This is a genomic window from Methylobacterium sp. CM6247, assembly GCF_054817925.1.
In genome coordinates, this window is the sequence record NZ_JBTXKX010000005.1 from 13,098 (window position 1) to 34,013 (window position 20,916).

The window sequence follows — 20,916 nt, forward strand, 5'->3', positions numbered from 1 at the left end:
AGGGTGCCGCGCTTGATGTCACCACCGCACAGTTCTTATATAAGGTACTAGGAGAAGAGATTATCTTAAGAACTGTGCGGTGGTGACATCAAGCGCGCCACCCTGTTCTAGAATTGCAGCCGCCACCGGTTATGTCTTAGGGTTTCATTGAAGGGACATCTCGGCTCGTGCTAGCCGCGATTTCAACTAGAGCAATTCCTTCTGCCTCAACCTCCGGCTTCGTCTAACAGGATGTGGCTCTAGAATCGCCACAGAAGCACGTGGAGGGGCATCGAAAGGCTTTCAGCTTCCGTGGTGCCAAAAAATCTTTGCGGCCGCTGACGGTGCCTCTGGGGCAATTTCCGAGGCCGTCATCCTAAGTCGCGATCGATGTGCCCTGAACGAGGCGTGGATACCTGCAATAAGGTTTGACTTATTGTGCAGCAAAAACAACGACTTAGCAATTCCGTACACCTGGTGCTAAGTTCGGTTCACGGTTAGGGCGAGAGGGCGAAGCAAGACGAAATTTTGGCTGCAACACACAGAAGCTGTCAGAGGCGGTCTAGGAGCTCCGTGAGGCAGGTTTGAAGGCCGCGGGGCGGATCGCGCTGCCGGCCTCAACGGAAGGGGCCTCCTGACGCCTCGTGGCGAGCCCTGGAGCGCATCGATCGTCCGGCGCCCTCTCGCTGGTATCGGTGCGATCCAAGCGGCAGCTGCCGCCGAGCAGGCTCGCTATCGGACGAACCCGATCTGGAGTGCGTTCTGACCCGTCTCCGGCGCACTCCGTGGCGATATCGCTAAATCGCCACGCCGCTGAACCCGCTCTTTCCACCGGACCCAGCATCAACGGCTGCGGGCGGTCCTGTTAGGGAGGTTCACGGGCCTCTGGCCGAGAGCCATGTCGCATGCGAACGTTGCCGCATGTCGCTGTCACAAGTTCAGATCATCCGCTCGTTGGCCGAGGCGCTAGCGTGGTTCGAGAAGGAACTCGCTTGGAACGTCAAGCCAGCCGAGCTTCGACACCTGACGGGCCGGATCGGTGAGCTCTACGCCGCCATGATCACACGCGGTCAGATGGCGCTGAGCGTGAACCAGCACGGCTATGACGTCGTCAGCGCCGAGGGTCAGCGCGTCTCCGTCAAGACGATCACCTCATCCACGCACGTGTCCTTCAACAAGGCCACCCTACACCAAGCGAGCCATGTGATGATCCTCCGGCTCAACGTCTCCGAGGGCGAAGCCTCTATCGAAGAGCTCTACCGAGGAAGCGTCGAGGATCTGGCGCCGCTCTGTCAGGACACCGGCAGTGCCCTGCGATACATCATCAAGAAGCCAGCGTCGGAACCCCTCCCTCTCGATGGACTGGAGATTACCGGCACCGCCGTGGTCGGGTCTTGGCGCGTCACCCAGTACGAGAACGGGTCTATCGCCGTAGACACGGACGGGATCCGTGAGCCCATCGCCAAGCCGGTCCTGCGCCAGATCGCGGCCACGCGGGGTATTAGCCCGCTCAATGGCGCCGGCAACCCAATGAATACGAGGCAGCTCGGCGCCGCCATCATCGCATCAGCGGGTTCGGCCGATCGGTTCGCATGGAATGACGATGACGTCGTAATGCGCGATGAGGACGGCAACGAAATTACGCCTCGCCAAGCCAAAGAGCTGCAGCTCATTCGTCTCCGGTCGGAGGTAGAGGAGGATATCCCGGACGACACAACACCTTGAGTAGCGCCAGCCTGCTTATAGTCAGGGGATGGCTGTCAGGGACACGAAGTCCCAGGGAGTGATGTCAAGCTCGAGGACCTTGCACCTTGGGTCGGCCAGCATCCGGATCATGCCCTTGGATCCCCAACGAAGACCAATCCCGTAGCGATCTCGCTAAATCGCCACATAGGCTCGCTGGCTGGCAGGAGCGATAAATAGCTACGTTGAACGCCGCGTCTCGTGAATGCCGCCACGGGCCAAATTTGGCGATCGAGCCGCTCGCATGAGGAGCGGCTTAGAAGAGGTCGATGCTAGGTGCTGAATCCGCCATAACTGCCTTCGTGGCGCCGACCTTCTAAACAGATGGGCCGGACAGTCGGACGAGCTGCGCGGCGAGAGTCTCTAACCGACCGCGCCAAGCCAAAGGCTCGAGCCAGCGCAGAGGGATAGATGAGGCGCCGAACACAGCGCCGGCGATCTGACCGGTGACTGCACCGACGGTATCTGCGTCGCCCGCGAGATTGACGGCGAGCACCAGTGCCTCCTCGAAGCTCGCGGCCTGGTTCGTGCACCAGAGCGCTGCCTCCAGGGTGTCGATCACGTAGCCCGAAGACTTGATCTGCGTTCGCGCTTTGCCGCGCCAAGTGCCTGCGGCGATGTCCTGGACTCGAGCTGCACCGTTCCACGGACGGGGCTGGAGGGCGTCCTTACCGGCCCCCTGGATCGCTTCGCGCAGGATCCGCACGAACAGGTCGCAGGACTCGATCGCCTCGGCGGCGGCGTGAGTGGTACGGCTCTGGTCCCGGGCGATCCGCGCTGCGAGGGTGTTGTCCTCGAGCGCCCGCAGCGCCACGGGTGCAAGCCGCATCAGCGAGCCGTTGCCGGCGCGGTCGGGGGCTGTCGAGCCTGCGAATGGGTCGCCGGTCCGTTGGAAGCCGCCCAGCGAGTTCCGGGTCACGATGCCGATGTCGAAGCATGTGCCGGTGCAGGAATACTCGCCCCGCTTGGCCCATGCGACGAAGCGAGTCATGAGGTCGGTGGCATCGAAGTCCGGGTATGCGATCAGGCTCTCGGCCAACGCGAGTGCCATGCTGGTGTCGTCGGTCCACTGACCGGGTTCCAGTTCGAAGGGGCCGCCGCCGAGCATCTCGGTATGCAGGGGGTGGACGTCGCGGGGCTCAAATTCGAGGGTTGTTCCAAGGGCGTCGCCGACGGCGAGACCCAGTAGAGCACCGCGAGCACGGTCTTCGATCGATGGGGACATGCTGATCGCTTTTGCACGGAGGATGTGGCGCGAGATCTTCGGGTCAGAGCGTCCAAGTGGTCTACGGCTTGGCCGGGCTGTTCGTGGATGGGATCCGTTCCGCCAGCATCTCGACAACCTCGTCCCAGGTGAAGGCTCGACTGAGATGGTCCGGATTGAAGGTCTGGAGCGGCGCCTCATGGTAGGCACGGTGCGTTTGGCCGCTGAACCGACGGACTTGGTGACTCATCGGGTGTTCCGTCGGCCAACTGGTCTGATAGTGCGGGGATTGGCCGATGCCGATTAGGCCGAAACGGACCCTACGATTCTCCTTACCAGGCACCCATTCCATGTTGCGCATCACGTCGCGGAAATAGTCCGGATCCCGAGCACACTCTAGGATCCCACCCAAGGCTCCTGTAGCGATTGAGCGAAATCGCTACAGGAGCCTTGCTGAGCGGCCAGAACATCTTCCGCCACGCCAAAGGCGACGAAAGGCATTAATGCCGCCACGCACGTTCTGGGACGATCTGAGCGATGTCTGGCTCTGTTGCCCTTCCGTCGGGTCCTATGTGGCTCAGATGCCTGCTCGGATACGGTCAACGAACGATTGCCAGATGGCGAATAGCTTTTCTTTTGCGGCCGGTTCCTGCAGCAGGGCCAACGGCACATACGGCTCACCATCGATCGCTCGTTCACCGTAGCGTTGACCGAAGGTGCTTGCGAGCGCCTCCAAGATCTCACGGCGGTTCTCTATCTGGTCGAAAGGGGCTGTGGTCAGGACGTAGCAAAGCGCCGTCGACACTCGGCCGTTCGCCTTGATCACAGACGGCCAGCAGTGACCTCGCTCATGCGTTAGCTTCACGATGAGCGACGGGCGCTGTGCGCTTGTGACGACAAACTCGCCGCCTTGAGCGACCCACCAATCATAAACTGCTCGCGCGGCTGCGGCCTCCCCGGCCCCTCGATCTGTTGCAAACTGTGTGAACCACTCCTCGTGAGTGATCTGTGGACGAGGCCCAGACACCGACGCTGTTGAACTCGATCCTTTGCGTCGTTCGGCTTCTGCGGTGCGCCCGATAAGCCGCGGCACCAATGTGCGAAGTCCTTGTCCGGTGTAATGTTTGAGCTCGAGGGCGATGACCTCGGCAGGGCTCATTTGCGCATTTAGGAATTCGACGATCCGCTTCAGCTCCGGGTAGATCACGTCTGCCACGAAAACCATGCGGATCCGGCCCGCCCGGAGGTTTACGTCAACACCACGCCAGAACTCCTCGAGGTTGGCATCCGGACTCCCGAGATGTTCACGAAGCGCCTCATCGGGGTCCCGTTCACTCGCTGCACAGGTCCGCTCGTACTGCTGCCGAAGGGCATCTACGGGCCAGTACACGACTCCATTTGCCGCGTAGTCGAGCATCTGGGCCACCACCTCCCGTCGGCCGCGAGTGTCACTCGCACGCTTGACCTCGATCAGTGTCGGCACGCAGTCCTGATCGACGAAAAGGTGATCGAGAGACCAGCGTCCAGAGCCACCTTCCTCACCTGGTACGCCTTGTTCACGTGCGATCAACAGCCAGCGGCGTGGGTTCACGGGATCGACAGCATCACCGGCGAGTAGGCTTGGGTGGTTTGCGAGGAGCTGCTGAAGGAGGGCCTCGCTCTCAAAGGCGCTGGACCGCATTTCCACGAGGCTGTTGTCGTCACGAATGATGTAGATGCCGTCGCTCATAGCCAATCCCGGGTCAGATCCGGAATGGGCTATAGCACCTACTGAGAGACGACACTTCCCAACTAGAACGATCTCGCCAGGTAGCCTCAGAGGCTCATAGAGCGGCAGGGCGCAATTTTGGCTCCTTCCCATTCAGAGCTTTATGGATGCCGCCACGCGCCAAATCTCGCGATTTATGGCGGCATCCGTAGCGCTTTCGCGCAATCGCTGAGCGCTCGCGTGGTGCTCAGAGTTAAGCGGTCAGGCTTACGCGGCGATCCCGTCCAGCTCTGCAAGCGTCCGTTCCAGATCCTCTAGATCGATGTCATCGTTGAAAGGACCAGTCGGCATAGTTGGTACCGTCCTAGGCTGTAGCTTCTCCATAAGCCGTGCCATGCGCTCGCGCGCTCGCCGTTGCCGGCGCGCTTTGTTGGCCTTTACGCGCCGGCAGGTCGCCCGCCACTGGGGATCGAGATCCAGACCGATAAGCCAATAAGGCCACGCTTCCAGACGTTCCAGGCGTCCATCCACAGTGAGGCGGTAGACCGCTGCCAGGCCCTCGTAGTCGGCCAGACAGGCGAACCAACGGATCGTACCGTCAGCCAGTTGCTCCCAGGCCATTGAGCTGCACTCGGGGACGGGATTGCGCTTAGTAGAGGCATGATCTGCCAGTTGCGCCCGGTAGTAGACGCCAAAAGCCAGAGCCAAATCCTCATCACCTCGAAACTCGCAGGCGATGATCCGGGCGCGCTCGCGGTTAGTCAGCCGTGCGAGCTTATGATTCCGGAGTGTGTTGTCGTTATGCATGGTTGGTTGTCCTCACCGTCATGTGCGGACCTCCCGAGTAGGCAGACGTCTGACGGAAAAGCGAAAGAATTTTTAGGGAAAGTTTAGGACGCGCTCGGGTAGCCCCTCACGAATGGCCGTGAAGGTCTCTGCCATTGTTATAGCGGCCAGCACGCGGGAATGCGTTTGCTCAACGGATTGATGGTCACGGAGCGAAGTCCCAGTGCTCAGTGCAAAGCTCGAGGACCTCGCATGCTGGTTCGGCCAAGATCCGGAACATGCCCTTGGGTCCTCAGCTAACGCCGGCCTAATAGCAATCTCACGAAATCGCTACAGGAGCATCAAGGAGAGGCAGGAGCGTATTCAGCTGGGAGTAAGCCCCCGAGCACTAAGACGCCGTCTTGCGCCAAATCTGGCGATCTGAGGCAGTATCTGTAGCGTAAGCGCTCTATCGCTACGTTCGATCGGCCTCATGTGTTGGAGAAGCTCTTGGCTTCACGAGCTTGCCCATGGCCCTCATCGACCTCAGAGAGGTAGCGGTCGAATGCCACTTGCATTGCGCATCGGCACCTCGAACAGGAAGGGCGGCGCGAATTTGAGAAGCGACTGGATCTCGGGCCACCGCCACATCAGGAATGAGGCTTGCTGGTTGATCGGCGTTTTTTGATAGGCGGGAGCGAGGACGATCCCCTTCAAACCCGCCTTCCGGAAGGCGGCTCGCTCGGCCTTGTTTTTTTGGATCCGACCATCCCCGGTGATCGTGAGCCAATCGTCGCCCGAGCTAGCGAGAAACTCGATCCACTCGAAGTCGGACGCATGACGCCCGCATGGCAGATCGCGGATATGATCAGCCCGCTGCCCAAGATGCTTCAGGTAGCCGTTGACCGTTTCGGCAAGCACTGGAGAGGTGCAATTGTCGAAGAAAACCCGCGTGCTCAAGCGGCCTGCCGCATGTCCATTTCGCGCCGGAACGCGACTGCCCGCTTGACGGCACGCACTGGCACATCCCACGCTCGAGCTGCTGCTTCGGGTGAGCCTTCGGCCTCGGCCGCGGTCGCCAAAGCTTCAACAGGAACTGAGGTTTCGGCTTCGATTGGTTGCCCAAAGGACCGAGCCGGATCGATCACGACCGATCGGCTTCGCCCAAGTGGCCACCAGCGGGAGGGAACGCCAGCCTCGTCGTAGTCGAGGTGCACCAGGCTGCGCTCAAGGATCTCCCGGAATGCGAACTGCTTCTTAAAGAGGTCTATGAGCTTGGTCTGGCCGTCCTCTTCCGCGACCTGCAGAAAGACCGTGCGCCCATCGCTTCGGAATTGAGCTGTCGAGAGTGGACGCTCATCGTGAACGATGTCGCGGGCAAGATCGATGGCCTGTCGCACACGTTGTGGACTGAGCCCTCGCGCAATGAAGGCGGCTGCAACTCGCACCTCTTGAAGGTCGCGGAAGCCGAGAGCAAAGCCCTCATCACCAAGGTCGACCTGCGGGTTCCACAGGGCCTCGTAGCGTTTACCGTTCGCCTCGTGGCCACGCAGCCATCGAGCGATCTTTGCAGGCGAGATCTGAAGCAGACGGCCGGCCTCCACGGGCGTGTAGAGCCCGATGCCGACCAGATTGTTCTCCAGGTGTTTCACGCCATGCTCCACGACCGAAGTCGTTGTTCCTCGCAGTGGCCGCCGTCAAGTAGGTACACTCTCGTTGAGCAGGCATACGATAGCGCCAAGGGGTTGGCTTGCGAAACGATGGCGCGTCAGGATCATCACGGTACGAGAATGCCGCCATGCGTCCTCTCTGGCGATCCTTGGCAACAGGGATCAGGACACAAACCACGATTGTAGCTCATTCGCTAAATCGTCCCGCAGGTGAGAGAACGGGTTGAGATACCGAGCTCCTGATACGGCACGAAATACGTTGTCGGTGGGTGCGATACCGAGAAGGACAGCCAGATCCATCTGCTCTCGGCGATTGCGCGGTTTTCCCCTGGGGCTTGCTGCGAATTCGCAGGGTGGATCAGATGGCAAACGGCGCAGCAGGCCGCATAAACCACTACGGGCGCTAGCAGATCCTGCCGATAAGCCTCTTAGGCGGTCCGGTGCGCTGGGTTGAAAAGGAGCGGAAACGCATCGTCTCTGGTCAACAAGGATCAGGCTCAAAGCGATGCGCCAATTTCAGTTGGTCAAAAAGACTCAAGCCGACTGCCGGTCAAAAAGCTCGAAATTTTACTTTTTGCTACGATCAGCACGTTGATCAAGTTCGAGGGCAAGCATCAAGGGAGCAGAGCATTCAGCAGCCCACTGGCTCCCAGGTCGGCGACGATCTGGTTGAGGCCTTCCAGGAGATGGCCGCCTACCTGCGTGGCGAGGTCGAGGCTCAGAGCTACGAGATGCAGGACGATCTCATCACCCCTGAGCGGGTGAAGGCGATCCGGCGAACGGTGGCTGCATCGACCAAGGAGTTTGAGCAGCGGTTCCGCATCTCGGCGCGGACGATGGAGCCCTACGAGCAGGGGCGTCGCCGACCTGACGCGGCGATGCAAGCGCTCCTACGTGTCATCGAGCGTGAGCCAGATGCCGTGCGTCGAGCACTCGGATCTTAGATCGTTGTTGGTGTTGCGCTATCCGGCGCCATCTCTGTCGATGATGATGACGAGCCGGGAAAATTCAGCGATGAGCCTCCGTGACCTCCTTGCGCCTTTGGTAGCTTTTCAGGAGCTTGAGCACCTTACGGGCCAGCGCTTCTCCGAGTCCGAGCTTGCGAAGATGCAGGAGTTTGCGCGGGCTAAGGGGCAGACGTTGGAAGAGGCACTTGATGGCTTTCTCACCGCCTTGCGTAATATCAGCCAGGACGATCTCACAAAGGTTGCAGAGCGACTCGGGGCCGACCGCCGGGGTTCCCTTAACTGAAAGTAAGGTCCGACGACGCCTCCAAGGCTGCCCGCTCCTGCATGGGAAGCTCAAAGCAGACCGAAGATCACGACAGGCGACGCTGAGAGGCGAGTGGCGATTCAGCGTCGGCCGGGCTGCGTCGAACACCACGGATGCCGTTGCGTGCCAACGTGGTGCATCGTCCGGTACTTCCTGATCCGTAAAAGAGAAAGGCTTCCACGTGCTATTCGGAGGGCCTACTTTTCCGATCCTTCGTCTTTTTGGTTCGTGTTGTTAGTCGAATTAGGCCTTGCCATCCCTGAGAGCTGCAAGGATCTCGGGAAGTCGATTAAGCAGCGCAGTGCCAAGTTCTGGCTCCAGCTTCTCATCGATCGATAGAATGAACCGACCACCACTGCGCTCGACGCGCGCGACCCTGCGGCCTTGCTCATCCATCCAGACCTCCGGTTTAACCTTCGCCGCCGCTTCGGGTCTGAAAGCTTCCAGCATCGCAACGAAGCGCTCGTTGGTCGGCTTGGCCTGAAAAGCGGGATCTCCAATAAGCTTGCTGATCTCACAAGCCCTAGCGGATTTAATTTGATCGGCCAGGAGCATCCAACGCGGCCGTCCAGCGGCTGGGGCAGGGCCGATCGCCTGTACGACGTCCTCGGGCACAGTCTTGGCCACAGCGATCAAAGTCGAGAGATCCCCCTTTCCAATACCCATGGCCGATATAATGGTCTCGCGTCGGAATCCGTGCCTCTCCAACCGCAGCGCGAAGAACGCCCGCTCGATGTAGCTGAGGTCGCGGCGCTCTAGGTTTTCCTTACCCTGAGCCACGACGAGTTCGTCATCGGAGAGGGACCGCACCACAGCTCGGACCGGGCGGCCGAGGATCAGCGCAGCGGAGGTGCGCCTACGCCCGTATGCAATCTGGAAGCGGCCAAGGACTCCTGGGTTTGGCCTGACCAGAACAGGGACCTGCTGCCCGCTCCCGCGGATGCTCTCCACGAGGCCTGCAAGTGTTGGATCGTTGGTATCTGTAACCCGGTCGGCAATGAACGAGTCATCGATCAATTCGGGATCAAGATCGACGATCACCGACCCCGCCTCAATCTCGGCGGCTGCGTCAGCTCGGGCCGCGAGATTGCGAAGGGTAGAACCCATCATTCGCACCGCACCTGCGCGGCGCCCCTCCGGGGCAGAGGGGGATGAGTTTGCAGCTACAAACTCGGTCTCCTCAGGAATCGAGTTTGCAGCTGCAAACTTCTCGGGATTGGGTAGCTGCTTCGTTCCGAATAGGGCATCAAGACTTGTCTTACGGCTCATGCCCGGCCCCATGCCTTCCGCACAAGTCCCTCAATTTCACCGTTGACCGCCTCCAACGCTTCGAGCGCACGGTCATATGTCGAGCGAGTGATCCCCTCTCGACCTATCTCGTAGAGGGTCTGCTTCGAGAGCCCCGCATCTGACACGGCGGATGACTTTAGCATCGGCGCCGTCAGTACCGCGTCGTCGAACAAGGTGCGTAGCATCCCGACAATCCGGGTCTGTGGGGCGTCCTGCTGCTCATACCGAGTCACCAGATAGCGCAGCCAATCGTACTGCAGATTGCCCCCAGCCTCCGAAACCACGCCGAGTAGATCCTCGGTCATCGCGAGGAACTGACTCATCGAGGCGACGTCCAGCATCTGTGGATGGACGGTAATAAGGAGGGCCGTCGAGGCACAAAGCGCCGATAAAGTAAGGTATCCGAGTTGTGGTGGGCAATCAATTACAACCACATCATAGCTTGCCTCAATCGACTCGATCGCTTGCGCAACCCGATCAAAGAACAGAGGCTCGCCGGCCCGCCGCTTGTTGAGGGCGCGCGGCGTCTCGTGCTCAAACTCCATCAGCTCAAGGTTGGCTGGTACCAGGTCCAGACCGCTGAAGTAGGTCCTGCGGATCACGTCTCCGAGGGGCCGGCGCGCATCATCGTAGCGGATGGTCCCGTAGAGCGTCTCGTCAGTGTCAACGTCGAGCTCCGGTTGAACGCCGAGGAGTGCCGACAGACTAGCTTGAGGGTCGAGGTCGATCGCCAGGACACGGTATCCCCGGAGGGCCAGAGATTGTGCCAGATGGGCCGTTGTAGTGGTCTTCCCCGACCCGCCTTTGAAGTTTGCGACGGCGATGACTTGCAGATGTTCACCCTCTTGGCGATGCGGCTGGTAGCGCCGTCCCCCGCGGGTATTCTCGTCGAGGTAAGCGCGCAGGCCGTGAATGTCTGCGAGGGTGTAAGACCGCCGTCCGTTCGACGAAACCTCGGGCTGAGGTCCGAGGCCCTCCGTCGCGAGCTGCTGGAGGCGAGAGACGGTGACACCGATGATGCGAGCAGCTTCGGTCGACGAGAAGCGGCGCAGGGTCTTGGCCGACGTAGGCGGGAACAGGCCCGACGAAATCGCCTGGAGCTGTTCACGCAGTACAGCCGCGTGCCCCCCGATCATCACAGCTGGCGATACGGTCGGCTGAGGAGAAGGCGATTTGATCACTGCCTGCTGGTTCCGCATTCCGCGTTTTGCTTGTAGAAAAATCGACAAATTCGCATAACAACAGCAAATTATCCGAATTACGTATGCTTCGCAAGCCGGTATCAAAACGTGGAGCTGGCAAACCCGCCCAAATTTGGCTGGGCACGTTCGCGTCCGCAGATTGGGCTCGTTGCAACAGCTTGAAGCCAGTCAACGGCTGCCCCAGCGGTCAAAGCGTTCCAGTCATCCATCTGGCGCAAGTGCCAGGAAGCCGCTGAGGCCGGCGGGACGGAAGCGATGATGACAACATCGGCGGCCGGCTCCAATGCGGCTGGGTCGGCGTGGGCTTGGAGGAGAAAGGCGTTCATTGCGGCAGCGCGAGGGCCAGCGATGAGACGGAAGATTGCCCTGGAAGCACGGACGCGAGCGCGGAACGTGGCCGGGTCTGGGGCAACAGGTCTGCCGGCCCGACCTTGGGGGGGGCCCATAGAAGAGCCCAGTTTTTATAATGCGAATGGGGGTGGCCGAAGGAAAAGGCGCTCGGACTCGTGTGCCCTATAGCGCCATTTTCGAGAGCGGAGAGGGGCCAGCATCCGGTCCCAAAAGCGGAAGATGCCACCTGAGTAATCATCTCAGCACTTCACTCGGACAAGCTGCAGATAGCTGCGCCGTTGCCTGAGCCAGGCTCGGCTCAGGAACAGCCCACCCCCTGTTGAAGCCGTAACAGGGAGTGAAACCGATGGTCGATGTGTCTCAGATCAAGGAACACGCTGACGTGGTTGGATCGGATGGTGCTCACGTGGGCACTGTCGATCACGTCGATAAGGGCGAGATCAAGCTGACGAAGAAGGACCCGCCGGCCGAGGGGCTGCCCCACTTCATCCCCGTGGATTTCGTCCAGGCTGTCGAGGGCGACACCGTTCGCCTCGACCGGCCGGCCGAGGAGGTCAAGCGGGAGTGGTCGACGTCCTGAATCCTGCAAGCTTCGAACCGAAGGAGAAATGCTTTGACCTCACGAGACGACGTTGCACCAAGCGAACCCAGGACCCCGCCACCGGCTCACCCCGTGGAAAGAGCCAAGGAGCCGGCCGAACTCGCTGACGCCGGTCCAACAGGGCCACGCTCGGTAGAGCCTTCCGTGGATAAGGGGCCTCGACGGGAGGATATGACGATCATTCCCCGAGTAACCACCCAACCAACGAGAAGGGTGGTTACGGCGCAGGGTAAGGGCAGAGCGCCTTCGTGGTCTTACAATCAGTTTCATAGTTTGAGTGCCATGAGGCTCTCTCACGGATAACGTCACCAGAACTTGTTTTTCCGCACTTCATAGAGAGCGCTATGGTGGACAGTAACCAGCCTAAACCCGGTGACGAAGCTTCACCTGGCACCCCTGGAACGGGCGAAAACTTATGCCAGAAGTGCAGTGGCACCGGGAAAACTGGCTCAGACTCATGTCCTGACTGCAACGGAACTGGGAAGATTATAAGCGGGATCGGCGGTGGTTAAATTTTCAGCCACCCAACTTGAAACCCGCCAAGTTATAGATTGGCGGGTTTCAAGGCTCTGGGCTGCGATATCAATCAGCCAATTTTAGTTTTATAGACCTCCGTTGCCACCGCTACCGCCACCCGCACTGCCGTTTGGCACCGAGCGCGAGGGCTGATTGGCATTGCCACCAGCAGCGGAGTCGCTGGTAGCCGTTTCGGCACCAGTCGCGCCGCGAGAGACTATCACATCACGGTCATTGCCGGTCGTGTTCGGCTGGTTCTCAATCACAACTCCTGATGTGCCCGGCTGGCTTGGTGCTACGCCCTGGGCGAGTGCAGGGACGGTGAAAAGCAAAGCAGCAGAAGCGAAAAGTAATGTTTTCATTGGGTCCACCTGATCGGGCGAGAAAACGCCTTGTGATTGGGTAACCAAGCGTGCCCAATATGGTTTCCCACGAAGGAATTGCGCAGTCTTGAGGGGCAAAACTGCTTATGCTCACCCCATGCCTCGCCTGTCCTGCCAGAAACTTCTCAAATGCTATGCCCAGGGCCGCGGTGGGCCTTGTCGCCCTTGTGATGCCGTCGCGATTGCTCAACGCGCCGTAGAGCTACGTGAGCGCATTCTTGCCAACCGGGCCGAAGGCCGGTCACCGTATGCACCTCGTGACGACAAGCATCAGACAGATTGCGACGGAACGTACTGAAGGCTTTCGACATAGAATAAGCGGCTACAGAACTGTCGTCCCCAGGATCACGATGTTTCTCGGCGAAACGATCTTCACCCGCATAATTTCGACAGGACAGGCCCTGGAGTAGCTGGGTTTGTGATCCAGCATCGTCCCATTGCGGGCTGCATGCCGCCTGGCAGGTTCTTTTTTCGCTAACCGCCTCGGCTCATCCTACCAGCGAGCCAGGTTGCGTATCGGCTCCTGTCGTGTGGACACGACACGATCACCCCGCCGGCCCCGTGAGCAGATCGGGGCGGCGGGGCTGCCTCACCTCCTACTACTGCAAATTGCCTGATGAGGAATGCGACCTCGCCTGTTGAGGGCAGCGGTCATGCGTAGTCTCCCTGGTGGTTAAGAAAAAGCTACGACCCCACGGTTCGGCCGTTCGCACCGCTTGGGGGCACCGATGCAGCACAACGATCTGTTGCCTGACAAATTCGCGCCAAGGGCTACTCGGGCCAACTTGGTGAGCATCGAGGCAGCAGGGTTGGGCCTGACGATTTTCGGCGCCGTGTCCCTCTTCGGGATGCTTTTCGACTGAGCCTGCGCGGAATTCGAGATGCTGCACTTCGACAACAGGCATTTGCCGGAGCCGGACGAGCACTTTGCTAACGGATTTGCGCAGGACGCGATCCTGGCAGGCTTCGTCGTCCTAGAGGCCGTTTGGCTAGGGCTGACGCTGTTTTGCGCCGTGCATCTCGGCTGCGCGCTGATGTCTTGAGCCTGCGCGGCGACCGGCCGGCTCGGGAGGGCTGTTCGACTGGCCGGGACTGAAGTTCGAATCGGTACTTTAATGCCGAACAACGGAGGCAAACATGCTGCCCGCTTTCGCTTTTGGGTTGGTGGTTGGATTATCCTTCCTGATTGAACCTCAGGTCGGAGCGGCGTCGCTTATCGCGGCCCTGATAATCGGGTTGCTGCTTGGGCCATTTAATTTCGTGGTCGAATGGTTTTTCGGGCGCGTGCTAGACGAATGAATGGGCTTGGTTGGATGGCGACCGGGCCGCCGACTCGGGAGGGCGGAAAGTCAGTGCGCCCTAGACGCAGGTAAAAGACGAAGGCTGGAACCCGTGGCTAAATCATCGGGTCACTTGGCTGGTTCTCCGACAACGGCCAAGCGGCAGCGGGTCGGGGATTTGATGTCCCTCCGGTTCTCGACCCGCTTTTTCTCCTCCCCGCATGCCTTAGGGTCCGGCTCGGGGACGTGTTGCTACGTCATCGCCTAATTGCTACTGCCGCCGCGTTGCCTCGTGCGCTCCCTCAACAAGCAAGCGAGGCGGCAGCGGGTCGGGCGTTCGCGCCGGGCGCCCGGCCCGCTCTTTTGCTTGGAGCTGCTGACAGCCTTGGGTCACGCTATAGCGGCAGCCTTGCGTGGCCGACCTGCACGCTTCTTCTCGGGAGCGGGTGCGTCTGACAACACCTCATCCTGCGGTGCTTTTGCGGCTACAGCCTTCGAGGCACCCTTGCGCACCTGCCCAAGGCCAAGAGATAGGGCGAGTTGCGAGCGCTGCGCCGAGTAACTGGCTGAGGTCATCGGGTAGTCGGCAGGTAGGCCATGCTTCGCACGGTATGCTTCAGGGCTCAGTCCGCGTAGCGTCAGGTGACGCCGCAGCGTCTTGTAGGGCTTGCCATCCTCGAAGCTGATGAGATGGTCCGGCGTGATCGACTTTCTGATCTGAGCCGGCGTCGCCTTCTCGATTTTATCTGCCTCCGGCGCGCTAGATCCACCGCTGGTAAGGCCGCTGATGGCGGCATGCACGCTGCTCAGCAGTTCGGCCAAAGATCCTACTGGAACCGGGTTGTTGGAGACGTAGGCAGCAACGATCTCAGCCGTAAGCTCGATGTGGCTGGTCTGCAATTCAATGGTCTGATCGGTCATATCGTTCTTTCTGTTAGGGGAATGGAATCCCTATAGAGCAATTTTGGAACCGTTCTCAACAGACTTGTCATCGAACAGCAAAATAGATTGGTGATATAACCGCTCTTCGAAGCGAGCCCTGCCGATCCGGACCGTATAGCGATAGGCCAGAGATGACTGCCGAACTTCCACCCTGGCGCGAGATCACTACGGACGACTATGCGCCCGCATTTTCACGAACCTGAGGTGGTCGGAAGCGTGGATCGCCTCTTCGGAGACCCTCAGGCTCTTATTGGCTCGTCAGCGTAAAAGAGAGTTCCGCCTCCGCCTGATCCTTCGGGAGGGCGTCGATCTGAGGTGGGGCCCAACCGCAGACCCGAACTGGCGGTGGGATTATACCCACGGTCCAAACCTCGCCCTCGACGCCGCTGAAATCTGGATCGAGCGGGCCGATGGCCGGCGCAGGCAGGTGGATACAATGACCATGCGGCCCCACCCTTGGTAAGGGTCTAGCGTGAGCCGTCGGCCCATGTCACGGAAGAGCCAGGCTTATTGCTCTCCATAACATTGAGAAGGTCGAGGATCTCGTCGGCCTCATTGAGCAGGAGCAAGAACATTCGAACGCCCCGGAATATCGCCGGCTGCTGTGTTATTATGTTATAGATTGTCCAGCCGCCTCGCTCGAAACGGATGTCGTATTCAATGATGTCATCATTGAGCGTGATGACGCTACCGGTGAGCATGGTTGCACCCTCCCCGTGATTCGAGGAAGCTTAGCACGGCATTCCTGCGGTTGCGTACGCCCCCACTCCTTCCATTCGGGCGTCAGCTTGCGCTCGTGCCGCTTTGCAAACGAAAAATTCGCCACGGCGTGAGCCGGGCGGGGTCGTGGCAATCCAATTCGCTTAATCAGCCAGGTCGCACCTTAGGCGGATCACCGATGGTGGCGCATCATCCGGTGCCGCACGATCTGGCGGTGCATGATGCGACGCTTCACTATCCGACGCTCCATCCGGACGTTCGTGACGATATCGGCGGGAGCAATGACGATTGAGGAAGGTCCAACAGGTGCAGCTGAAGCTGGTGCGGCTAAGGAGAATGCTCCGAGTGCCGTGAGCAGGGCAGTGGCGATGATGGACTTGCGCAATGCGGCTTCCTTTCGTTCCACCAGAAGGCGGCGGTCTCACCGGTCGGATGACCGGATAGGCCTCTGATAAGGCATTGCCTCGCCGATGGCTTCTTCAGAAACTGTTAGACTCCGCGCCAGCGTGAGTCGGACGGAGTCTGTTTGCTGGTGCTCAGAAGCCTGTCCACCGTGTCAGGTGCCGAGAAGGCAGCGACGCAGCCCCCGGCTCTCACCAACCTCTCGTCCCGCCCCACCCCTGACCTCCGCCAACTCCCGCCGCAGCGCTTCCACCTCGGCGTGAAGCTCGCCGGCATCCACAGCCAGCTCGACGCACCGGTCCTGAACCTCCGCGAGTTGAGCGCGCAACTCGGCGTTCTCGGTCGCCAGGGTGAGCAAAAGCAGAGCGTCGGAAACGGCTGACCTCCCATGGATCGAGCAGGCCGTGGGCGTCGCCGATGAGGGTTAGCGTTGACTTAACCCTCCCGCCCGGCCGACATGGCACCGTGCCCGCCTCTCGCTCCAAGCGAGTCGTGAGCCGACCACCGTTGAGGATGACAGCCGCGAGAAAGACTTAAGCCCCCAACGCGAAACGGCCCCACCCCGGCAAGGGTGAGACCGTTTAAAATCGCAAGGCTTTTGAGGCCCAATCACTTCCCCTCATCAGCCACAGCTCCCGCCGGGAGTCAATCGGGAACATGCTTCTCGAAGCGATGGCGCTTGGCCTTTTGAAAGGTGCCCCCCGACAGGGAGCGCCCCGCTTTGACGCGGCCCAAGCAGGGCTGTGAACGATGTTCGCTGACGAAATCCGGCGCTCGGTAGAGGCGGCGCCGAGATCCAGGCTGCCAGATGTGGCAGCCGTGATGTGGCGTGCCTACGGGGCCGGTCAGATCAGCGAGACGGAGGCCGAGGCCCTGTCCGCCCTGATCGAGGCTCGGAAGGCTCTGCCAGCCACGCCAGCGGCCCCCAGGAGGCCCATGGGCTCGCGGCCACGCTCAGATGCCAGCATGGAGCGCCGACGCCGCTGGGCGGCCTCTGGTAGGCTTCCGCCGGGCATCGCGGCCCGGTTCACGCTGGCCGAGACCGCCGTTCTCGCCATCGTGTCGGCCGAGACCGCGCGCCGAGGCGATTGCCGGATGTACGTCGATCACATCGCGGCGGTCGCGGGCGTGTCCCGATCCACCGTGAAGACCGCCATCCGGCAAGCCAGGATGCTCGGCCTCATCACCGTCGAGGAGCGACCGCAGACCGCTTTCCGCAACCTCTCGAACGTCGTCCGGATCGTGTCGAAGGAATGGACCGCGTGGCTGCGTCTCGCTCGCTCTGGCAGCATAGGGGTCAAATCCTCGACCGGCACGAATACTCAGGGTCTAGAACTACGGGGAAAGCAGCCAGCGGAAACACAGAAAAGGCTGCCGGGGACCGGCGGTTGGCCGCGACCAGAGAGACCGCAAAGGAATCGACGCGAGCGGCAGATGGCGTGAGGCCATGCGGTAGGGGAATACGGGTGTTCGATAGGGCGGACAGCCATCTCGGCGTTGCCGGGTAGGGGTCAATGTCCTGGCATCACGGACTGAAAGCGTCGCATCCACCATTGGCGGTTCGCGACGAAGTCCGTCGTTCCCTCGGCGTAGGTCGAACCAGGGCGCAGGCCGGCAGCCTCACAAGTCTCGCTCGGCATGATGCTGTGATCGTGTGCGAGCGCGATGGTGACGCTCACCATGGCCGCGAGCAGGTTGGTCGGGTCGGCGTCTTCGATCGCCTCTTCGTGCGGATAGCCAGCCAGTACGCGATAGGCGCGCTCGATCTCCCGCAGGTCGTTGGCTTCGATGCTGGTGGTGATGTCTGCGAGCTTCATGGTGATCTCCTGAGGATTGACCCGGCCACCGGCGGCGACCGGATTTGTTAGGGCTACGCGCGAGCCGACACGAACTGAGCGAGGGGTAAGGGCACCATTGCCTCGGGTGGGACGGGCTTGCCAAACCGTTGGGCGAGGATGGTGAGGCCGGCGCCATGTGGCGATGCTGTTGGTGGAACATTCAGCGATAGGGGCTGGTTCATGGTCAAATCCCCCAGTTAGTGAATGCAAAGCCGCCAATAACATTGATTAATTACCCACTGAACAGGCAGGATCATGCTCGAAGATGTTGCGCTTTACTCCTTGATGAGTTCTCTTACGCTCACGGCAACGTATGTTTATTGGATTATGGGACAGGAGGAGGAAGGGCTCCGCACCCGCGCCTAGTGATCTCAGCAATTTCGTGGTGGCATCCTCACGAGAGAGTGCCTTCCGCTCAGAATTGAGCGAAAGGCGTTCGTGAGGTCTGGCCGGACTCGGCCCATAGCAGGCCCTGGGAAGGTCCGCTTCCCGGCCGCTTGGTGGACGATGACCTATGACCGGAACGGCTGGAACTTTGCACGCTCGCAAGCCCTACAGGGGCAATTCTCTACGCTCCCTCGTCGTCCTCATCGTCTGGAACTGAGTCGCTGAATGGGATTGTCAGCACTCGCTGGCAGTCCTCGTCCTCGATCTCATAGGAGCACACGAACCAGTCGCGCACCGCATCCGTGCGCGATCTGGCGATGAGGTCCCACGCGCAATGCAGAGCATGCATCCGTACAGCATCGAGATTGGGAAGCTCGTCCCCTTCCGGATCGACTGCGAGCATGTCGGGACGACGACCGTAGCGGAGGTTGAAGAAATAGCGTGGCATCAGCCTCCCCCGATCAGACGAGCATACTCCGCCTCTGCAGCCCCGTAGCTGTCACCCGCCACCTGCTCCAGAAGCTCGCGGCTCGTAACGGTGATGCGCCCGCGCCGTCCACGGATGCGGCCTGCTCCCTCCAGCAGTTGAAGCGCCAGCGTTACGCCCGTGCGTTGCACGCCCAGCATCATCGCCAGGAACTCGTGCTTGAGCGGCAGGTCATCGCCGTTCACCCGGTCGTGGCACATCAGTAGCCATCGGGCCAAGCGCAGTTCCGTCGTGTAGGTCGCATTGACGTAGGCCGTCTGCCGGACCTGGACGATCTCCGTCTGAACGTAGCGCAGAAGTAACTTGCGCATCGACGGGCTCTCGTCGAACGCCGCGCGTATGGCCTCGGCACTGATGCGCAGCCCGGCGCCGGCCACCTGCATGAAGTTGTCGTGCGGAATACGATCGCTCCCGAGCAACACCGGTACAGCTCCCGACAACCCTTCCCAGCCGGCTAAGCCAACCTCGACATGCCCGTCATCACCCTTAGCGGTGATTGAAGAGATGCCACTCTCCAAGAAGTAAAGGTGACTGACTGGAACGTCGGGCTCGATTATCGCCTGCTTGAGGGGCAGCTCGACGAGCTGAAGATGCGGTTGCAGAGACTCAAAGTCCTCGGACGTCATTGCGATCAATAGGCGATTGCGAACGTCGGATCGTTGAATACTAGCCATGGTTCTTGTCTCCGTATCGGAGCAAGAGCGCGCAGCGTCTCCCAGTTACATGCGCTCGATGATCGTGCATGCAATAATTTAAATGTAAGCCGAAAGAATAACGAGTGCAAACAGACCGTCGAAACCGAGCTGAATGTCCGATTTCGCACATACGATGAAAGTCTGGTTTTACACCGGAGTACGATAATACATAAATTATTATTTACTCCCATCTAAAATCAGCGCCATTGGATCTGGCTGATGCAATTCCGCGAGCAGCGAAGACGTATTAGAAGGCGCTCGCATCAATGGGGCATAGCCCTCACACTGTCATGCTGGTTGAGGGCGATACCCTCGTTGCCCTTGACCTGATCGATGCATTGGAGAAGGCAGGATTCCAGGTGCTGGGTCCCTTTATGAAAGAAGCAGACGCTTTGCGCTCGCTTGAGAAGGAGTCCCCTACTCTCGCAATCCTGGATCCTCTCCTGAAGGAGGGGCTCTGCGTCGATCTGGCTGGCAAATTGCGCAGTCGTGGTATCCCCTTCCTAGTTCATTCCGGCCTCCAGGAGCATCAGCCCCCCGCAAGTGGTTTCCGGGGGGTGCCGTGGTACAACAAGCCAGCCTTACCCTCCGATGTGGTTCACTCGGCAAAGGAGCTGGCGTTATCCCTTACAACATATGCCCGGGACCCAAAGGGCCCCGATCTCATTCCGGCCTCGCAGGGGGGGATTTCGACCGGCCTCTCAGACAATCCATTCATCCGCAAGTTGGAGAGCCTCGCCCCCTTGTCGGACGCGGACCGGACGATGTTGGAGCGGATCAGCGGGAAACCCTGCTCCGTCCCCGCGCATACCGATCTCGTGCGCGAGGGCGACAAGCCCGATGGGGTGTTCCTCGTCATGGAAGGCTTCGTCTGCCGCCAAAAGCACCAGTCGAACGGTCTGAGCCAGATCATGGCCTACCTGCTGCCGGGCGATTTCTGCGACCTCGATGTGGCTCTGCTGGATGAGATGGATCACACTCTTACCACCGTCTCGTCTTGCCAGATTGTTCACCTCACACCTGAGACGATTGCGGAGCTGATGCACTACCCCGGGATCGCCCGGGCTTTGCGCATGACCACGCTCGTGGACGAGGCGACATTGCGAGAATGGCTCGTCAACATCGGTTGCCGTTCCGCTCTATCACGAATGGCGCATCTGTTTTGCGAGCTTCTGACGCGCATGAAGGCTGTTGGGCATGCCGTCGAGGACAGCTGCATCCTGCCGCTGACACAGGCCGCTCTGGGCAATACAACCGGGATTACGACGGTTCACGTGAACCGCACATTGCAGGCGATGCGAGAGCAGGGGCTGATCACCTTCAAAAAAGGGCGCCTGACGGTCTTGGACCTTCCGCGACTGAAGAAGATTGCCACGTTCAGGCCGAACTATCTGCACCTCGGACGCCGCTTCGCTGCGTGATGCAGCCTATCAAATGCCCCAAGTTGCAGCGGAAGTCCTGTAAAGCTTAGCGAACGTCCG

24 protein-coding genes are annotated in these 20,916 nt (G+C 60.2%); 9 read left to right on the forward strand and 15 right to left on the reverse strand.

What is annotated here, in order from left to right; translation table 11 throughout:
* Positions 1 to 900: 900 nt before the first annotated feature.
* A complete protein-coding gene (locus ACYQOP_RS26815) occupies positions 901 to 1,704 on the forward strand; it encodes a DUF6998 domain-containing protein (protein WP_461225596.1) in 804 nt (267 codons plus the stop codon).
* Between the two features lie 334 nt (positions 1,705 to 2,038).
* Here ACYQOP_RS26815 and ACYQOP_RS26820 read toward each other — a convergent pair whose 3' ends face one another.
* The 6 genes from ACYQOP_RS26820 to ACYQOP_RS26845 form a co-directional block, all read right to left on the reverse strand.
* Positions 2,039 to 2,947 (reverse strand): ADP-ribosylglycohydrolase family protein, encoded by a 909-nt coding sequence (locus tag ACYQOP_RS26820; RefSeq protein ID WP_461225598.1) that lies wholly within the window; start codon positions 2,945 to 2,947, stop codon positions 2,039 to 2,041.
* A gap of 61 nt (positions 2,948 to 3,008) precedes the next feature.
* Positions 3,009 to 3,176 (reverse strand): hypothetical protein, encoded by a 168-nt coding sequence (locus ACYQOP_RS26825; RefSeq protein WP_461225600.1) that lies wholly within the window; start codon positions 3,174 to 3,176, stop codon positions 3,009 to 3,011.
* A 327-nt stretch (positions 3,177 to 3,503) separates the two neighbouring features.
* Positions 3,504 to 4,655, reverse strand: a complete 1,152-nt coding sequence (locus ACYQOP_RS26830; RefSeq protein WP_461225602.1) for a hypothetical protein — start codon at positions 4,653 to 4,655, stop codon at positions 3,504 to 3,506.
* A gap of 246 nt (positions 4,656 to 4,901) precedes the next feature.
* On the reverse strand, positions 4,902 to 5,441 hold the full coding sequence (locus tag ACYQOP_RS26835) for a hypothetical protein (protein ID WP_461225604.1): 540 nt from the start codon (positions 5,439 to 5,441) through the stop codon (positions 4,902 to 4,904).
* A 504-nt stretch (positions 5,442 to 5,945) separates the two neighbouring features.
* The gene (locus ACYQOP_RS26840; protein WP_461225606.1) at positions 5,946 to 6,359 is read right to left on the reverse strand and encodes a PIN-like domain-containing protein; all 414 of its coding nucleotides are present in this window, start codon (positions 6,357 to 6,359) and stop codon (positions 5,946 to 5,948) included.
* Positions 6,356 to 7,051 carry a hypothetical protein gene (locus ACYQOP_RS26845; RefSeq protein WP_461225608.1) on the reverse strand — a complete coding sequence of 232 codons (696 nt, stop codon included), beginning with the start codon at positions 7,049 to 7,051 and terminating at the stop codon, positions 6,356 to 6,358. The genes ACYQOP_RS26840 and ACYQOP_RS26845 overlap by 4 nt, the downstream gene beginning before the upstream one ends.
* 458 nt (positions 7,052 to 7,509) lie before the next feature.
* Here ACYQOP_RS26845 and ACYQOP_RS26850 point away from each other — a divergent pair, with 458 nt between their 5' ends.
* Both ACYQOP_RS26850 and ACYQOP_RS26855 read left to right on the forward strand, forming a co-directional pair.
* On the forward strand, positions 7,510 to 8,013 hold the full coding sequence (locus ACYQOP_RS26850; protein ID WP_461225609.1) for a helix-turn-helix domain-containing protein: 504 nt from the start codon (positions 7,510 to 7,512) through the stop codon (positions 8,011 to 8,013).
* Positions 8,014 to 8,017: 4 nt separating this feature from the next.
* Positions 8,018 to 8,320: a hypothetical protein gene (locus tag ACYQOP_RS26855; RefSeq protein ID WP_461225611.1), complete on the forward strand. Its 303-nt coding sequence runs from the start codon at positions 8,018 to 8,020 to the stop codon at positions 8,318 to 8,320.
* Positions 8,321 to 8,584: 264 nt separating this feature from the next.
* On the opposite strand, the gene repB is transcribed toward ACYQOP_RS26855, so the two are convergent.
* Both repB and repA read right to left on the reverse strand, forming a co-directional pair.
* The gene (repB, locus tag ACYQOP_RS26860; RefSeq protein ID WP_461225613.1) at positions 8,585 to 9,610 is read right to left on the reverse strand and encodes a plasmid partitioning protein RepB; all 1,026 of its coding nucleotides are present in this window, start codon (positions 9,608 to 9,610) and stop codon (positions 8,585 to 8,587) included.
* Positions 9,607 to 10,830, reverse strand: coding sequence for a plasmid partitioning protein RepA (gene repA / locus ACYQOP_RS26865; protein ID WP_461225615.1), 1,224 nt, complete (start codon positions 10,828 to 10,830; stop codon positions 9,607 to 9,609). The genes repB and repA overlap by 4 nt, the downstream gene beginning before the upstream one ends.
* Positions 10,831 to 11,530: 700 nt before the next feature.
* Here repA and ACYQOP_RS26870 point away from each other — a divergent pair.
* Entirely contained in the window at positions 11,531 to 11,764 is a 234-nt protein-coding gene (locus ACYQOP_RS26870) for a DUF2171 domain-containing protein (protein ID WP_461225617.1), read from the forward strand.
* A gap of 623 nt (positions 11,765 to 12,387) precedes the next feature.
* Here ACYQOP_RS26870 and ACYQOP_RS26875 read toward each other — a convergent pair.
* On the reverse strand, positions 12,388 to 12,663 hold the full coding sequence (locus tag ACYQOP_RS26875; protein WP_461225619.1) for a hypothetical protein: 276 nt from the start codon (positions 12,661 to 12,663) through the stop codon (positions 12,388 to 12,390).
* 902 nt (positions 12,664 to 13,565) lie between these two features.
* Here ACYQOP_RS26875 and ACYQOP_RS26880 point away from each other — a divergent pair.
* Both ACYQOP_RS26880 and ACYQOP_RS26885 read left to right on the forward strand, forming a co-directional pair.
* Positions 13,566 to 13,727: a hypothetical protein gene (locus tag ACYQOP_RS26880; RefSeq protein ID WP_461225620.1), complete on the forward strand. Its 162-nt coding sequence runs from the start codon at positions 13,566 to 13,568 to the stop codon at positions 13,725 to 13,727.
* A 94-nt stretch (positions 13,728 to 13,821) separates the two neighbouring features.
* Complete coding sequence (locus ACYQOP_RS26885; RefSeq protein WP_461225622.1) at positions 13,822 to 13,983, forward strand: hypothetical protein; 162 nt, start codon at positions 13,822 to 13,824, stop codon at positions 13,981 to 13,983.
* 371 nt (positions 13,984 to 14,354) lie between these two features.
* Here ACYQOP_RS26885 and ACYQOP_RS26890 read toward each other — a convergent pair whose 3' ends face one another.
* From ACYQOP_RS26890 to ACYQOP_RS26900, 3 genes are all read right to left on the reverse strand, one after another.
* A complete protein-coding gene (locus tag ACYQOP_RS26890; protein ID WP_461225624.1) occupies positions 14,355 to 14,885 on the reverse strand; it encodes a Ros/MucR family transcriptional regulator in 531 nt (176 codons plus the stop codon).
* A gap of 488 nt (positions 14,886 to 15,373) precedes the next feature.
* Positions 15,374 to 15,607, reverse strand: a complete 234-nt coding sequence (locus ACYQOP_RS26895) for a hypothetical protein (RefSeq protein WP_461225626.1) — start codon at positions 15,605 to 15,607, stop codon at positions 15,374 to 15,376.
* A 191-nt stretch (positions 15,608 to 15,798) separates the two neighbouring features.
* Complete coding sequence (locus ACYQOP_RS26900; RefSeq protein ID WP_461225628.1) at positions 15,799 to 16,011, reverse strand: hypothetical protein; 213 nt, start codon at positions 16,009 to 16,011, stop codon at positions 15,799 to 15,801.
* Positions 16,012 to 16,152: 141 nt separating this feature from the next.
* On the opposite strand from ACYQOP_RS26900, the gene ACYQOP_RS26905 reads away from it, so the two are divergent.
* Both ACYQOP_RS26905 and ACYQOP_RS26910 read left to right on the forward strand, forming a co-directional pair.
* On the forward strand, positions 16,153 to 16,410 hold the full coding sequence (locus ACYQOP_RS26905) for a hypothetical protein (RefSeq protein WP_461225630.1): 258 nt from the start codon (positions 16,153 to 16,155) through the stop codon (positions 16,408 to 16,410).
* A gap of 368 nt (positions 16,411 to 16,778) precedes the next feature.
* A complete protein-coding gene (locus ACYQOP_RS26910; protein WP_461225632.1) occupies positions 16,779 to 17,471 on the forward strand; it encodes a hypothetical protein in 693 nt (230 codons plus the stop codon).
* A gap of 68 nt (positions 17,472 to 17,539) precedes the next feature.
* Here ACYQOP_RS26910 and ACYQOP_RS26915 read toward each other — a convergent pair whose 3' ends face one another.
* From ACYQOP_RS26915 to ACYQOP_RS26925, 3 genes are all read right to left on the reverse strand, one after another.
* Positions 17,540 to 17,845, reverse strand: coding sequence for a hypothetical protein (locus ACYQOP_RS26915; protein WP_461225633.1), 306 nt, complete (start codon positions 17,843 to 17,845; stop codon positions 17,540 to 17,542).
* Positions 17,846 to 18,434: 589 nt separating this feature from the next.
* Positions 18,435 to 18,701, reverse strand: a complete 267-nt coding sequence (locus ACYQOP_RS26920; RefSeq protein WP_461225635.1) for a DUF6894 family protein — start codon at positions 18,699 to 18,701, stop codon at positions 18,435 to 18,437.
* Positions 18,701 to 19,414, reverse strand: a complete 714-nt coding sequence (locus tag ACYQOP_RS26925) for a Crp/Fnr family transcriptional regulator (protein ID WP_461225637.1) — start codon at positions 19,412 to 19,414, stop codon at positions 18,701 to 18,703. The genes ACYQOP_RS26920 and ACYQOP_RS26925 overlap by 1 nt, the downstream gene beginning before the upstream one ends.
* A 311-nt stretch (positions 19,415 to 19,725) precedes the next feature.
* Here ACYQOP_RS26925 and ACYQOP_RS26930 point away from each other — a divergent pair, with 311 nt between their 5' ends.
* Entirely contained in the window at positions 19,726 to 20,856 is a 1,131-nt protein-coding gene (locus tag ACYQOP_RS26930; RefSeq protein ID WP_461225639.1) for a helix-turn-helix domain-containing protein, read from the forward strand.
* Positions 20,857 to 20,916 lie beyond the last annotated feature (60 nt).